General features: G+C 29.0%; 17 protein-coding genes. All 17 read left to right on the forward strand.

The window, feature by feature from the left end:
* The first annotated feature begins 66 nt into the window (after window positions 1-66).
* The 17 genes from CDIF1296T_RS02475 (at window position 67) to bioB (ending at window position 15,010) form a co-directional block, all read left to right on the forward strand.
* Window positions 67-2,634 carry a sigma-54-dependent transcriptional regulator gene (locus tag CDIF1296T_RS02475; protein WP_003435945.1) on the forward strand — a complete coding sequence of 856 codons (2,568 nt, stop codon included), beginning with the start codon at window positions 67-69 and terminating at the stop codon, window positions 2,632-2,634.
* A 229-nt stretch (window positions 2,635-2,863) separates the two neighbouring features.
* Complete coding sequence (locus CDIF1296T_RS02480; protein WP_003421030.1) at window positions 2,864-3,268, forward strand: PTS sugar transporter subunit IIA; 405 nt, start codon at window positions 2,864-2,866, stop codon at window positions 3,266-3,268.
* Between the two features lie 23 nt (window positions 3,269-3,291).
* On the forward strand, window positions 3,292-3,789 hold the full coding sequence (locus CDIF1296T_RS02485; protein WP_003435943.1) for a PTS sugar transporter subunit IIB: 498 nt from the start codon (window positions 3,292-3,294) through the stop codon (window positions 3,787-3,789).
* A 2-nt stretch (window positions 3,790-3,791) separates the two neighbouring features.
* Entirely contained in the window at window positions 3,792-4,193 is a 402-nt protein-coding gene (locus CDIF1296T_RS02490) for a PTS sugar transporter subunit IIA (protein WP_003425169.1), read from the forward strand.
* 17 nt (window positions 4,194-4,210) lie between these two features.
* Window positions 4,211-4,699 carry a PTS sugar transporter subunit IIB gene (locus tag CDIF1296T_RS02495; RefSeq protein ID WP_003425168.1) on the forward strand — a complete coding sequence of 163 codons (489 nt, stop codon included), beginning with the start codon at window positions 4,211-4,213 and terminating at the stop codon, window positions 4,697-4,699.
* 26 nt (window positions 4,700-4,725) lie between these two features.
* Window positions 4,726-5,481: a PTS mannose/fructose/sorbose/N-acetylgalactosamine transporter subunit IIC gene (locus CDIF1296T_RS02500; protein ID WP_003425166.1), complete on the forward strand. Its 756-nt coding sequence runs from the start codon at window positions 4,726-4,728 to the stop codon at window positions 5,479-5,481.
* Window positions 5,481-6,344 carry a PTS system mannose/fructose/sorbose family transporter subunit IID gene (locus tag CDIF1296T_RS02505; protein ID WP_003435940.1) on the forward strand — a complete coding sequence of 288 codons (864 nt, stop codon included), beginning with the start codon at window positions 5,481-5,483 and terminating at the stop codon, window positions 6,342-6,344. Before CDIF1296T_RS02500 ends, CDIF1296T_RS02505 begins: the two co-directional genes overlap by 1 nt.
* A 46-nt stretch (window positions 6,345-6,390) precedes the next feature.
* Window positions 6,391-6,870: an L-2-amino-thiazoline-4-carboxylic acid hydrolase gene (locus CDIF1296T_RS02510; RefSeq protein WP_003435938.1), complete on the forward strand. Its 480-nt coding sequence runs from the start codon at window positions 6,391-6,393 to the stop codon at window positions 6,868-6,870.
* A 64-nt stretch (window positions 6,871-6,934) separates the two neighbouring features.
* Window positions 6,935-8,242: a M20 family metallopeptidase gene (locus tag CDIF1296T_RS02515; protein ID WP_009895367.1), complete on the forward strand. Its 1,308-nt coding sequence runs from the start codon at window positions 6,935-6,937 to the stop codon at window positions 8,240-8,242.
* Window positions 8,243-8,569: 327 nt separating this feature from the next.
* Window positions 8,570-8,692 (forward strand): immunity protein Imm33 domain-containing protein, encoded by a 123-nt coding sequence (locus CDIF1296T_RS20195; protein ID WP_225722741.1) that lies wholly within the window; start codon window positions 8,570-8,572, stop codon window positions 8,690-8,692.
* A gap of 509 nt (window positions 8,693-9,201) precedes the next feature.
* Entirely contained in the window at window positions 9,202-10,296 is a 1,095-nt protein-coding gene (locus CDIF1296T_RS02525) for a helix-turn-helix domain-containing protein (RefSeq protein ID WP_003435932.1), read from the forward strand.
* A 4-nt stretch (window positions 10,297-10,300) separates the two neighbouring features.
* On the forward strand, window positions 10,301-10,501 hold the full coding sequence (locus tag CDIF1296T_RS02530; RefSeq protein ID WP_003425157.1) for a PLD nuclease N-terminal domain-containing protein: 201 nt from the start codon (window positions 10,301-10,303) through the stop codon (window positions 10,499-10,501).
* Entirely contained in the window at window positions 10,498-11,418 is a 921-nt protein-coding gene (locus CDIF1296T_RS02535) for an ABC transporter ATP-binding protein (RefSeq protein ID WP_018112707.1), read from the forward strand. Before CDIF1296T_RS02530 ends, CDIF1296T_RS02535 begins: the two co-directional genes overlap by 4 nt.
* The gene (locus tag CDIF1296T_RS02540) at window positions 11,415-12,173 is read left to right on the forward strand and encodes an ABC transporter permease (protein ID WP_009895369.1); all 759 of its coding nucleotides are present in this window, start codon (window positions 11,415-11,417) and stop codon (window positions 12,171-12,173) included. Before CDIF1296T_RS02535 ends, CDIF1296T_RS02540 begins: the two co-directional genes overlap by 4 nt.
* Before the next feature lie 247 nt (window positions 12,174-12,420).
* On the forward strand, window positions 12,421-13,494 hold the full coding sequence (locus tag CDIF1296T_RS02545) for a DUF362 domain-containing protein (RefSeq protein WP_003435926.1): 1,074 nt from the start codon (window positions 12,421-12,423) through the stop codon (window positions 13,492-13,494).
* A gap of 69 nt (window positions 13,495-13,563) precedes the next feature.
* A complete protein-coding gene (locus CDIF1296T_RS02550; RefSeq protein WP_003421054.1) occupies window positions 13,564-13,827 on the forward strand; it encodes a hypothetical protein in 264 nt (87 codons plus the stop codon).
* 205 nt (window positions 13,828-14,032) lie between these two features.
* Window positions 14,033-15,010, forward strand: a complete 978-nt coding sequence (gene bioB / locus CDIF1296T_RS02555) for a biotin synthase BioB (RefSeq protein ID WP_009895370.1) — start codon at window positions 14,033-14,035, stop codon at window positions 15,008-15,010.
* The last annotated feature ends 89 nt before the right edge of the window (window positions 15,011-15,099 follow it).

Raw genomic sequence — 15,099 nt, forward strand, 5'->3', positions numbered from 1 at the left:
AATATTGTAGAATTAAGCTTAATAATAAATGTTTAACAGTATTACTGCTTATAGGGGAGGTTAACTATGACACAAAAGAAGCTATCAAGGAAAGAAAAAGTTTTAATTTGCTTGAAAAGGTTAACAGAAGAACACTTGAACTTTAATAATGGCATTAGATTTGGATTTGATGCAGAATATATAGCTACTGAAGTAGGTATAAATAGAAGTAATGCTAGTAAGGAATTAAATCAATTAATAAAAGAAAGTATTATTATAAAGATAAAGGGTAAGCCTGTTCAGTACTTATATAAAGAAAGTATTGAGAGTATTTTAGGAAAGAAACTAAATAAAGGGATATTTGATAATATTAACTCTATAAACGAATATAGTGAAAATGATTCTATCAAAGATGAGTATATTTTAGAGAGTATAAAAAAAGAGAACAATATTTTTAATTTAGTAGGATGTGATGGAAGTTTAAGGTCCCAAATAGAACAGGCTAAAGCAGCAGTAATATATCCACCTAAGGGGTTGAGTACATTAATAATAGGACCTACAGGAGTTGGTAAATCTATATTTGCAGAATATATGTATAAGTATAGTTTAACTATAAAAGAAGATAGTGATAATGCACCATTTATCATATTTAACTGTGCTGATTATTCTGATAATCAGCAATTATTATTAGCGCAGCTTTTTGGATATGTAAAAGGAGCATTTACTGGAGCTGATAAAGATAAGTATGGTATTGTACATGAAGCTAATAATGGAGTATTGTTTTTAGATGAAGTTCATAGATTATCTGCAGAGGGACAAGAAATGCTATTTCTGCTTATGGATAAAGGGATATATAGAAGGTTAGGAGAGGCTAATAAGGTACACGAGTGTAGAGTTATGATAATTGCAGCCACTACAGAAGACCCAGAAACAGCAATGTTGGAAACGTTTTTAAGAAGAATACCTGTAACTATAAAGATTCCGTCTTTAGAGGAAAGAGGCTTTCAAGAGAGAATGAAGCTTATATGTTATTTTTTTAAAGAAGAGAGTGTTAGGATTGGTGTTAAGTTAAAGGTTTCAAAAGAAGTTATTAAGGCATTTATTTTATATAAGTGTAAGGGAAATATAGGCCAATTAAAAAGCGATATACAATTAATTTGTGCAAGAGCTTTTTTAGATTATATGACCTATAAAAGGGAATGTGTATATGTAAGGCTCTCTCTTCTACCAAATAATATTAGAGAATCATTATATGGAAATAATAGAAAAGAGGAGTTTGTACAAAATTTCAGTTTTATTGGAAAAGATGATATTATTTTTTTACCAGAAGAAAAGGATTTTGAAAGTGAAAATTTATTAATAGAAAATAAAAAATATGATTTAGATTTTTATGGAATGATAAAAGAAACTTGGAATAAACTTCAACAAGAAGGTATTAAAGAGTCACAAATTAGAAGTGTTATAGATGGAGACATACAGAAGTATTCCTATAATTTAATGAATACTTTTATATATAATAGTAGTAATCAAACAGCTTATAACAACATTGTTAATGATTCAATTGCAACTACTGTAAAATATATTTTACAAAAGCATGATAAATGGAGCAAAAGAGAAGGATTAGATAAATTAATAAAAGCTATAGCTTTACATATTCAGAATTTAATTGAAAGAATAAAGATTGGAAATATAGTAAAGCATCCTAATAAAGATGAAATTATGAAGGAAAGAGCATATGAATATAACATAGCAAAAGAAATATTATCTAACATGTCATTAATGTATGGAGTAGAGTTTCCAGAAGATGAAGCAATTTTTTTAGCAACATTTCTTTATTTATCGTATGTGGGATTAAATGAGGAGAGTATAGCAATATTAGTCATAATGCATGGTGAATCTACAGCATCTAGCATGGTGAATGTAGCCAATACTTTACTGGATTGTAACCATGCAGTGGCAATTAATATGGGATTAGAAGATAGAGTTCAGGATATTTTAGTACAAGCTGTAGAAATAGCCAATAAAATTGATAAAGGAAAAGGAATTTTAATTTTAACTGATATGGGGTCTATTTTAACATTTGCTAAAGTTATTCGTGATGCTACAGGAAAAGAAGTAAAAGCAATAGATATGGTAAGTACACCTATTGTAATAGAAGCAACTAGAAAGGCTCTAACTCCAGAAATGACATTAGAGAAATTATATTTTAATATTATAGAATCTATAAAGAAACATTATGGAGATATGGAAGTTACATATGCTGAAAAAGATAATGGTGGTAGATATTTTGATAGATTACTAATTGATAATATTAGTAAAACTTTGACTTTTTTAAATGGGGAAAAGGCTTATTTTATATTAAAAGAAGTAATTAATAGAATTAGTGAACACTATTCTTTAGTAATTCAAGATGAACTTTTAGTAAAGTTTATATTTCATTGTTCATGTATGATTGAAAGAGTAATAATAAAAGAGTCTTTAGTTTATAAATCATATGAAGAAAGAATTAGTAGAAATAAAGAATTATATTTAGTTATAAAAGAAAGTTTTAAGCTAGTAGAAGAGACATTCGATATAATTATTTCAGATATGGAATATGCAAATATATTAGATATATTTGAATCACAATATGATACAGATAAATTCAAAAGTTGATACAAAATTTAAAAATAGCCAAAAGGCTATCTTTTTTTTACTTTTTTTGATACAGATTTGATACAGGTTGAAAAAATCTTTTGATACATATCGAAATAATAAGTTTTTAAAAAAAATTGAGTAAAAAGTTTTGATTAAATCCTGTAAAATAGCCATTTGTTATTGATACACATAAGTTGGCACGGCAATTGCTTATATAAAAAGTGACAAGAAAAGTGAGGTGAAATTGGTGATAGGAATAATAGTTATGACTCATGGGAGTTTTAGTGAAGAAATTATAAAAAGCTGTGAACTTATTGCAGGACCAGCAGAAAGAACAGCAGCAATTAAACTAAATAGGAATGATAATATTGAAGACTTAAATAAAAATTTTGTAGAAAAGTTAAATGAATTAGATGAAGGTGACGGAGTTTTAGTATTAGCTGACCTATTAGGAGGTTCGCCAAGTAATGTTGCAAGTTTAAACCTTAAAAAAGGTGGCAAGTTTCATGCACTTACTGGAGTAAATCTTCCAATGCTACTTGAAGCTTTAATTAATAGAGAGGGAAAAAGTTTAGAAGAGTTAGCAGAAGCATGTATTGAAGCAGGACAAACTGGTATAAACAATATTAATAAAGTTCTTAGCTCAATGTAATAGAAAAAGGAGTTTGATTAAAAATGTCTTTAGTAAAATATTGCAGATGTGATGATAGATTAATACATGGTCAAGTTATATATAAATGGGTTAAGCATCTAGGTGTAAAAAAGATAGTAGTAGTAGATGATGAAACAACCAATGATGTTATTGCTAAAGGTTTGATAAAAATGGCAGCACCAAAGAATATTGATTTATCAATATTAACTGTAAGTGAATCAAGGAGATATTTTTATAATAATCAAGCTGATGATAACGTTTTTGTATTAATTAAAAATTTAGATACTGCAAATAGAATGATAGAAGAAGGGATTAATATCAAAAAACTTATTGTTGGAAGAATACCTACAGGAATAGGAAAAAAGAAAATATCTCAAAATGTATACATTAATAAAAAAGAGTTTCTTTTAATAGATGAATTTATTAAAAAGAATATTAATGTATCAATTCAAATGGTACCTGATGAAGAAGAAGTAGAATTAAACCAAAATATTAATCGCTATAAAGGAGAGTTTATTTAGCAATGAATAAATATAAGGTAATCATACTGTGCCATGGAACTTGGGGAAAAGTCTTAGTAGAAGAAACAAATAAAAACTTTGGATTGTCAAATCAATATGAAGTTTTATCACTAAGTTCTGAAAAAGATGTTTCTGTATTTATGAAAGAGGTTGAAGAAGTAGTAGATAAAGAAGATGTGAAAATTATAATATCAGATTTATATGGAGGATCTACATCAAGTGTTGCAATAGCTGTTGCTATAAGAAGAGGAATAGATGCAATAAATGGACTTAGCTTACAGACAATTTTAATCGTAGATGAAGAATTAAGCAAAGAAGATAAATTACATACATTACCAGAAAGAATCGTCAAAAAAAATAATAACCTTTGTGTGGATTTAATTAAAGAATTTAAAAAAATATAAATTATGAGGTGAATATAATGGCAAAAATAACATTAGTAAGAGTAGACCACAGATTAATTCATGGGCAAGTTATAACAAAATGGGTAAAAATCGCTCAAGCTCAAAAAATAATAATAGTTGATGACTTCTTAGGTCAAGATGAATTTATGGCTGACATATATAAAATGGCAGCACCATCAGGAGTAGAAGTAGTTATTTTAACAGCAGAAGATGCGGGACAAGCATTCCAAAACAACACTTTAGGAGATAAAAATATATTTATTCTATTTAAAAATGTTGATATGGCAAATAAGGCTTATAAAGCTGGACTTAAATATGAAAAGATTCAATTAGGAGGTATTCCAAATGAAGCAGGAAAGAAAATGGTGTTTACAGCTGTTTCATTAGGAAATGAGGATGTAGAACAACTTAATGAACTTAATGAAAATGGGGTTGAAATAGTCCTACAAGTTATACCAGAGGAATCATCTATGACATATGAAAATGCGTTAAAGAAATTTAAATAAAAAATATAAATTAGGAGGAATTATAAATGGAATCTGTTTTGATGTTGGCAATTGTAACAGGATTATGGTATTGGTTTGCAGCAGGTCTTGCAGGGTATACCCTTTTCTCAACACTAAAGTCTCCTTTATTTATAGGTTTTAGCCTTGGATTACTTTGGGGTGATGTAACAACTGGTATGATTGTTGGTGCAAGTATAGAAATGGTTTATCTAGGAATGGTCGCAGCAGGGGGAAATATTCCATCAGATAAATGTCTAGCTGCTCTTATTGCAATACCAGTAGCACTTCAAACTGGTGTTAATGCAGAAGTTGCAGTATCTATTGCGGTACCTTTAGGTGTTATAGGAGTATTAGTTAATAACTTAAGAAGAACTGGTAATGCTGTATTGGTTCATAAGGCAGATAAGTATGCTGAAGAAGGTAATACAAAAGGCATCTGGAGATGTGCAACACTTTATTCTTTAATATTTGGGTTTGTTTTAAGGTTTCCAATAGTTTTTGTATGTAACTTTTTTGGAGCAGATTTAGTTCAATCATTATTAGATGTTATACCACAATGGTTAATGAATGGATTAACAGTAATGGGCGGTATATTACCTGCATTAGGTTTTGCAACAACAATATTTACTATAGGTAAAAATAAATTTTTACCAATGTTTATTATAGGATTTTTTATGGTTCAATATTTTGAAATATCAATTACTGCAGCTGCAATATTTGGTGTTTGTATAGCTCTTTTAATTACCTTTATGAAAGAAGACAAAAGGGTAGGTGAAGTATAATGCAAGAAATAAAAAATAAAGAAGTTAAAAATGGACAAGGTCCAACTGAAGTTAATAAGACAAGAGTACTTACAAAGAAAGATGTAACAAAAACATATCTAAGATGGTGGTGGACAGCAGAATTATCCAACTCTTTTGAAAGAATGCAAGCATTAGCAGTTTGTGCAAGTTTCACTCCGGCTTTAGAAAAGTTATATAAGAGAAAAGAAGATTTAGTAGATGCGTTAAAGAGACACTTACAATTTTTTAATACTCAAGCTATATGGGGAGGATTAATTCACGGTACAGTTTTAGCTATGGAAGAAGAGAAAGCTACTGAAGGAAAAATCCCAGGAGAAGTTATTTCAGGTGTTAAGAATGGTCTTATGGGACCTTTGGCTGGAATTGGAGATACTTTAGATTTTGGTACATTTCAAACAATATTCTTAGCTTTAGGTGCTTCATTTGGAGCAGAAGGAAGTGTTATAGGTGCATTTTTCCCAATAATGTTTAGTATATTACTATTTTGCGAAGGTTATTACTTATTTCATTTAGGATATTCTTTAGGTAGAGATTCAATTAAGAAAATTCTATCAGGTGGTATTGTCAATAAGATAATTGATGGTGCTTCAATTCTAGGAATGTTTATGATGGGAGCATTATCTGCAACTACAGTTAAGCTTTCAACTCCGCTATCATTTGATATTGGTGGTAAAGCAATTGTTGTTCAAGATACATTAAATATGATTGCTCCAGGTTTATTACCACTTGGTGTTGTATTCTTCGTATATTGGGGAATGAAATACAAGAAGTGGACAATAACTAAGTTATTAGTAATTTTAGTTGTATTAGCATTGGTAGGGTCATTCATTGGAATATTCTAATTCACAGTGATTAAAATATAGAATTTAATTTTAGGAGGAGAAAGAAATGTCAGAAAAAATGTATACAGAAAAGGAATATTTAGAAGGAATTAGAGGAGCAACAGGAGAAAGAGCAGTATGGTTCTATCTTCTTATGAAAGAAGCTGAAAAATTAGGAGCTAATCCAGATGATATATGTAAAGAAGCAATATATGGATTTGGTAAAATGAGAGGTCAAAAATATAACGTAGCAGATACTCCAGGAAAAATGGCAGAAATGTTATATAACAGTAAAGGACAAAAAGTGTTTGAAATGGAATTAGTAGAAAATACAGATGAGAATGGCGTTTTAAAATTCCATCACTGTCCATTAGATGCTGCTTGGAAAGAATATGGATTAACTAAAGAAGAAAGAAAAGAAATTTGTAGATTAGCTTGTTATGGGGATTATGGAAGAGTTGACTGCGCACAAGGTGTTAAATTAGATTTTGCTCAAAAATGTGCTCATGATGATGAAGTTTGTGAATTAGTATTTACAAAAAAATAATTTTTAATGCTAAAAGCCTGTTCTTTAAGGACAGGCTTTAAAAAGATAGAAAGTAGGTTGATTTATGGATATAAGCAGAAGTGTAGATAATAGTTTAAATAGAACCATAGAATTTCTAAAAGAATTGATAAAAATTGATTCACAACAAGGTGAACCTATTTCACAATGTCCTTTTGGTATAGGACCTAAAAAATCTTTAGATAAAACTTTAGATTACTGTGCTAGTTTAGGTTTTAGTGTTAAAAATATTGATAATTATATTGGATATGCAGAAATTGGAGAGGGAGAGGAATTAATAGGGATTCCAATGCATTTAGATATAGTTCCACCAGGAGAGGGGTGGAGTGTAGACCCATTTTCGGGAGCAGTAATTGACAATATTATTTATGGAAGAGGTGTCATAGATAATAAGGGTGCTGTATCTATGCTTATACATGTATTGAAAAACATAGAGGATATGTATCCTACAATTAATAAAAGAATAAGATTAATTTTTGGTACAAATGAGGAGACAGGTATGAAATGTATCAAATATTACTTAGATAAAGGTGAAGAAATTCCAAGTATGGGATTTACTCCAGATGCTATGTATCCAGTGGTTAATGGAGAAAAAGGAAGGGTTCATATAAGGATAGAAAAAGAAATTAAAATTGACAAAAGTAAACCTTACATAATAGTAAGGGGAGGAACTAAAGAAAATGTTGTTCCATCTCATTGTACTGCAAAAATTATTAATGGAATTATTTCAGAGTTAACTACTAAAGGAGTAGCTGTACATGCAAGTAATCCTGAAAAGGGAGAAAATGCTATATCTAAAATGGTAATAAAGATAGTTGAGGATAATATGGATTTTCAGCATAGAGAAGATATAGAATTAGTTTCAAAATACCTTTGTAGTGATTATTATGGAGATGCATTGGGGATTAATCAATATGATGAGGTATTCAAAAACACTACCTTAAATTTAGGAATATTAAAAGTAAATGAGGAAAAAATCGTATGTGAGTTAGATATAAGGTATGGTAAAAATATAGTTTTAAATAACATAATAGATAGATTCAAAAAGGTTTTTTGTAATGGTTGGAAAATAGAGGTTATTGCTCATAAAGACTTACATTATGTGGATGAGAGTAATTTAGTACTTAAAAAATTATTAGAAGCCTATGAAGAAGTAACAGATGAAAATGGATATACAATTGCTATGGGTGGTGGCACATATGCAAGTTGGTTTAAAGATATGGTGGCGTTTGGACCTAAGTTCTTAGCGTATAAAACTGGTGGTCATGGAGTAGATGAAAGAGTACCAATAAATCATATACGAAAGAATATGGAGATATATACTTTGGCTTTAATAAAACTATTAGAATTGTAAAAGAAGAAGAGACTTTATGTGCAAATTTACAGATATCTTAAAAAGAGAGATAAAACGAGTTCAACCTTATTTAAATGTTCAACACCATCAAATGGGGCTGTCTCAAAATAGAGATAAGCCTCTTACTTATTGTTGAAATGATGAAAATATATTTTACTTCATACAAAAAAGAGTGCCTTATGAAGTAAAAAGTTAATTTTGAGACACCCTCATTTGATGATGTTGAAGAGAAAATAAGTATGAAATTATTAAAAAAGATGATTTTAAAAAAGTTAAGGTTGAAAAGAAAAGTTAATTAAATGGAATTAGATAAATGGAGAAGGATGTATACTATCTAATAAAATAACAAAAGAGTGTTATAAAGTTGGTTATATGATTAGAGAAAAGTCTATTGATACTTATCCAGATAGTGGATGGGGATTTATGACTTGGGATGAAAATGGAGAATAATAAAAATTATAGTTTATACAGTTTAATAAGATATATGTACAAGCAGTTAATCTAAATGATTGACTGCTTTTCTTTTATAGATTTTTATATAATAGACAAATACCAATACATGATAGTTGCCTGTTATAATTAGAGGAATAAATACGAATAATAACTTTATAAAAGAATTAAATGGAAAATCGAAGAGTTATATTCAGTATTTTAAAAAGAATATGAAATGAGAAATGAAAATAAGGTGTTTATATTAAAAGAGGTTTTACACAAAATATTTAAAAACGTGATAAATAAAAACTGTATTTAGATAGATTAACTATTAGTTTTATATAATATGGATTTTATTTACAAAGTTTACATATTTTACAAAAGAGATTAAATATAAATTTAAATATATATTTTATATACTTGTTTATTTGTTTCTCTGTGGTTGATTTTTTCGTCAAAAGTCAACTTCAAATCGCTTGTTAGCTTTACATGTTTAAGGATATAATTATACATAAGGAGGGATTGACATGAATGAATTAAACATCGCAAAAACGCTGATTTTAAAGCGTAAAGAAAAAGGAATTACACAAGATGAACTTGCAAATTATATAGGCGTTTCTAAAGCTTCTGTATCTAAATGGGAAACTGGACAAAGCTATCCTGACATAACCTTTTTACCGCAACTCGCGACATATTTCAACATTACCGTTGATGAGTTAATATGTTATGAACCTCAAATGATGAAGGAAGATATTAATAAACTGTATAATAAACTGTGCAAAGACTTTACGGTTAAACCATTTGATGAAGTCATGGATGAAATAAGAGAAATCATAAAAAAATATTATTCATGTTTTCCTTTGATTTTTCGGATGGGTCTTTTAATAGTTAATCACTATGATATTGTAGATGAAAAAAAGCGTGAACTATTAATTAGTGAAGCATTAGAAATATTTATTCGTATACAGGAAACTTGTAATGACATAGATATTTGCCGTCAAGCAAAAAGTATGGAGGCAACTTGTTATATATTGTTAAATCAACCCATACAAGTGATTGATTTATTGCAAAACAGCAATTTTCCCATGATAAATGAATCTATACTTCTTGCACAGGGGCAAATGATGAATGGCCAAATGGATGAAGCAAGAGAAACATTTCAACTTGGTGCATATCAGAACCTTATATCATTAGTCCAAAACCTAGTGGGTATTTTGCAAAATGCAGATAAATTACAAATGAAGGAAATAGAAAGACGTATTCTAGCAATTTCAGATATATTTGAGCTTGATACATTATCTCCTGCTATTATGCTTTCTTCATATTTAACACAGGCACAAATTAATTTAATACATGGTGATAATGAAGGAGCTATTAAATCATTACGAAAATATGTAGATTTAGCAACACGTGATATATACCCAATTATAATACATGGGGATGACTTTTTTAATAAACTTGACAGATGGATTTCTGAAATTGGAACAGGTATTACACGTGATGATACAATCGTAAAAGCAGGTATTGTTGCTGCTATTAAAAATAATCCAATGTTTTCTGTATTAAGTGAAAACAAAGAATACAAATTTCTTATAGAAAAATTATCTTTATTGGAGGAATAAGATTATGGAAAATTTGATGGAATACTTACCACTTTTGGTTCCTGTTATTATTTTAGATTTAATACTTATAATTACTGCACTTGTTCATGTGTTGAGACATCCAAATTATAAAATTGGAAATAAGGCAATATGGATTATTGTAGTACTGTTTATTAGTTTAATAGGACCAATTTTGTATTTTACAATAGGAAGAGGTGAAGAATGATGAATATTGTCTCAATAAATGGATTATCAAAAGGTTTTGGTAATCGAAAGATAATAGATAATTTAAATTTTACTGTACCAGAAGGGTCAGTCTTTGGGTTTGTAGGTAAGAATGGTGCAGGTAAGACTACAACAATGAAAATGGTACTTGGGTTACTTAAACCAGATAGTGGAACTATAGATGTTTGTGGTGAGAAAGTGACCTATGGGAAAACAAGTTCTAATCGTCATGTAGGTTATCTGCCTGATGTTCCAGAGTTTTACAATTATATGAGACCACTTGAATATCTTTCTCTTTGTGGTGAAATTACGGGACTTTCAAAAAAAGAAATACAGATAAGGAGTGAAGAGTTGTTATCACTTGTGGGTCTTAGAAATGAAAAGAGACGAATAGGTGGGTTTTCTCGTGGAATGAAGCAACGACTTGGTATAGCTCAAGCTTTGCTTTCACGCCCCAAATTACTTATTTGTGATGAACCAACAAGTGCACTTGACCCTGTTGGTCGAAAAGAAATATTAGATATTATGCTTAAAATCAAAGACTCAACAACTGTAATATTTTCAACACATATACTATCAGATGTTGAAAGAATCTGTGACCATGTTGCTATATTAAACAAAGGAAGCATTGCCCTTAGTGGTACACTTTCAGAAATAAAAAGTATGCACGGAAAGGATAGACTTTTACTGGAGTTTGCAAGTAATGATGAAATTCAAAAGTTTAAGTCTAGTGATGGTATTAAATCCTTACTAAAAGATTCAGAAGAAACTAATATGGAAATTGTTTTGCATGGTAAAGATATAAAAGCAATACAAAAAACAGTTATATCTACACTCGCAGAAATGAATCTTTGTCCAGTAAAGATGGAACTAATAGAATTATCACTTGAAAATTTATTTTTGGAGGTAGTAAAGTGAGAGAATACATAGCATTTACAAAAAAAGAATTTAAAGAGAATTTAAGAAATTATAAATTATTTAGTTTAATTATTTTATTTCTAATATTTGGTATAAGTAGTCCTATTTCTGCAAAATTTATGCCAGACTTGATTGCTCATTTTGCACCGACTTTAAAAGTTACTGCTGCACCAACTGCTTTAGATTCTTGGACACAATTTTTTAGCAATATCTCTGGTCTTGGTATGAGTTTAACTCTAATTATTTTTTGTAATATTTTATCAAATGAATATTCTAAAGGGACACTTGTTATTATGCTGACTAAAGGTTTATCACGTTCATCTATAGTATTGTCTAAATTCTCTGTTACGGTGATTATTATGACAATTGGTTTTTGGTTGAGTTTTTTATTTGCTTATGGATATACAATGTATTTTTGGCCAACTGCAAATCTTAATCATATTATATTTTCAGCATTTAATTTATGGCTTATAGGAATTATGTATATTAGTGTATTAATTCTTGGGTGTGTACTATTTAGACCAGCATTTGCCAGTGTTTTACTTGTATTGGTGGCAACTCTTTTATTGAGTTTAATTTCTATTCCTAAACAGATTGCACCTTATACTCCTAATTTCTTGATGTCAAAAAATATAGACTTGATTTCAGGGAAAGTGGCAATGCCAGAATTTATTATTCCAATTATTATAACAGTTCTTATTTCTGTAGTATGTTTACTAGCAGCTGTTATTTTATTTAATAAAAAACCAGTTTAATAATACCTTTATCACAAGGTAAAGTAATCTTATGTTGTTAAAAACTACACCTAAAAATCAAAAAGACTTGGACTTAAGTTTCAAGTCTTTTTGATTTTTAATATATAGAATTAAGTGTAGAAAATAATACAAATAATATTATTTGTATCAAATAAATATAAGAATATTTAATTATGTTAAAATATACTAAAAATTACTTTAAAAGTGATAAAATTAGTATAAGTAAATATTTTAAAGGGGTGTAGATATGGAAAAGTCAAAAGTATATTTTTGTGATTTATACTCAAATTCGCAAAATAAAAACGTACCAAACAATGTAAGAAGATTATTTGATGAAGCAGGATTCAAAGATTTAATAGAAAAAAATGACCAAGTCGCAATTAAACTTCACTTTGGAGAAAAGGGAAATACTACATATATGAGTCCTGTGGCAGTTAGACAAGTGGTTGATAAGGTTAAAGACTGCGAAGGAAAGCCATTTTTAACAGATACAAATACACTGTATACAGGGAGTAGAACAAATTCTGTAGACCATCTTACAACTGCTATAGAAAATGGATTTGCTTATGCAGTTGTAAATGCACCAGTAATAATTGCAGATGGATTATATAGTAGAAATTATGAGAATGTAAAAATAGACAAAAAACATTTTGAAAGTGTAAAAATAGGTGGAGAAATTTATAATTCTTCTGCAATGATAGTAATGAGTCATTTTAAAGGTCATGAAGCAGCAGGTTTTGGAGGAGCATTAAAAAACTTAGCTATGGGATGTGCAAGTGCAGCAGGAAAACAAATGCAACATTCTGATGTTACTCCAGTAGTAAAGGAAAAGAAGTGTGTAGGTTGTGGAAAGTGTGTTAATTCTTGTCCTACAAAAGCTATAAGTATAGTGGATAAAAAAGCAGTTATAGATTCTGATGTATGTTATGGATGTGGAGAATGTCCAACTGTCTGTCCAACTAGAGCAGTAACTATACAATGGGAAAGTGACTCAGATGTGTTTGTCGAAAAGATGGCAGAATACGCTTATGGAGCAGTATCAAATAAAAAAGACAAGGTAGGGTATATAACTTTTGTTATGAATGTAACTCCACTTTGTGATTGTGTACCTTGGTCAGGTAGACCAATTGCCCATGATATAGGAATATTAGCATCAACAGACCCTGTAGCTATTGAACAAGCATGCTATGATTTGATTTGCAAGGAAATGGGTCATGATGTTTTCAAACATGAACATCCTCATGTAAATGGAACTAGAATAATAGACTATGCATGTGAAATGGGTATGGGAAGTAAAGAATATGAATTAATAAAATTATAAGAATAGTAGCACTTAAATGCATATAATTATTGTAAGAGAAATCTAAAAGTATCAAAGGAGTATGCATTTATGAAAATTTACTATGAGAAGGAAAACAGCAAGAAGGCTAATGTAAACAATATTCCAAGTGTATTTGCGTTTAATTTTCTAAGAAACTTTTTGACTAGCAAAGAGTATGAGGAAACTAGAAAAGAATATTTTATAAATAATCTAACAAAAAGTCAGGTTAATCAAGCCATGAAGGATTTAAAATGGCTATTTAGAGAATATGAAGGCTTAGAGGTTATTACAATGGAAAGCTTGGATGGAGTTAAGACAAGGATAGTTTTATAAACCAGTAAGAATTATATTCTAATAAAAAATACTGCTTTAATAATAATATGTATAATCCATATACTAATATTATTTTGAAGCAGTATTTTTTTGTGTATAGTAAACTTGTGTATAAAATAAAGTTGACCAATAAATGTTATATATGCAATACTATATATAATAAGTAAACTACATAAAAATATTAAGTTGACAAATAGGAGGATATATGGAAAAATACATAATAAAATTAAAAAATAAAGTATTGAGAGAAAAAGAAATAAGTTATGAAGAAGCTCTTAATTTAATAAGCCTTGATACAAATAATAAAAACGATTTTGATATTCTATTAAAATCTGCAAATGAAATAAGAGAATATTTTATGGGAAGAAAAGCAGATTTATGTACGATAATGAATGCTAAATCTGGCAAATGTAGTGAAGACTGTAAATTTTGTGCTCAGTCTTCTTATTATAAAACTGGTGTAGAAGAATATTCATTATTAGATTACAATGAAATCTTAAATAGAGCTAAAGAGATGGAGAGTAAAGGAGTGCATAGATTCTCATTGGTTACAAGTGGTAAAGGTATGTCAGGAAAGGAGTTTAATAATATTTTAAATATCTATGAAGGATTGAGGGAAAATACTAATTTAAAATTATGTGCATCTTTAGGTATTATAGATTATGAGCAAGCTAAAATGTTGAAGTCAGCAGGTGTGACTACATATCACCACAATGTTGAGACGTGTAGAGATAATTTTCATAATATATGTACAACACACACATATAAAGATAGGATAAAAACTATAAAAGATGCTAAAAAAGCTGGGCTAGATGTATGTGTAGGCGGTATAATTGGAATGAATGAGAGTGAAGAACAGAGACTAAAAATGGCTTTTGAAATACGAGAATTAAATGTAAAATCATTTCCAATAAACATTTTAAATCCTATTAAGAATACACCAATGGAAAATTATGATGTATTAGAACCAATGGAAATACTAAAAACAACAGCAGTATTTAGGTTTATAATTCCTAATGTGTACATAAGGTATGCTGGTGGAAGGCTATCATTAAAGGGATATGACAAAGTTGGATTTAATGGGGGAGTAAATTCTGCAATTGTTGGTGATTATTTGACAACTGTTGGAAGTGGGATTGAAAATGATAAAAAAATGATTATAGAGCAAGGATTTGAACTTTAATAAATACTGCTTAAATTAATTAATATACTTTTAGATAATTATAAAAGTATATTAATTTTTTTTTGCAGATTAATTTAAATATTAAAATT

This window comes from Clostridioides difficile ATCC 9689 = DSM 1296 (assembly GCF_001077535.1).
Classification (GTDB): domain Bacteria; phylum Bacillota; class Clostridia; order Peptostreptococcales; family Peptostreptococcaceae; genus Clostridioides; species Clostridioides difficile.